At 65.3% G+C, this 262-nt stretch carries 1 pseudogene; it reads left to right on the forward strand.

The features are described 5' to 3' along the window. Positions 1 to 121: 121 nt before the first annotated feature. A pseudogene (locus D9599_RS30995) lies at positions 122 to 262 on the forward strand (IS1380 family transposase); the annotation flags it as partial.

Below are 262 nucleotides of genomic sequence, written 5' to 3' on the forward strand. Positions count from 1 at the left end.
CCCGTCTTATTCACCGGGGCTCGGGTTTTGGTTGGCGGATGTGGCGTAAGCTGCTGGCTGGGTTTACGGACTTGGGTGTCGAGACCAAGCCGAAACCCTCACAGGCTGTGCCACACCCGCCATGGACGACGATACGACCGAGGCGTTCGGCTTTCCAGCGGTTGGCCGCAAGAAGCTGAGTGCCGCCTTCGACGGCGGACGTCTGACCTCGGACGGCGGGGTGATGCTGCTGGCCGCAGCCGAGCGCCGCCTTGGCCTCTGT

It is taken from the genome of Roseomonas sp. KE2513 (genome assembly GCF_016107305.1).
Classification (GTDB): Bacteria; Pseudomonadota; Alphaproteobacteria; order Acetobacterales; family Acetobacteraceae; genus Roseomonas.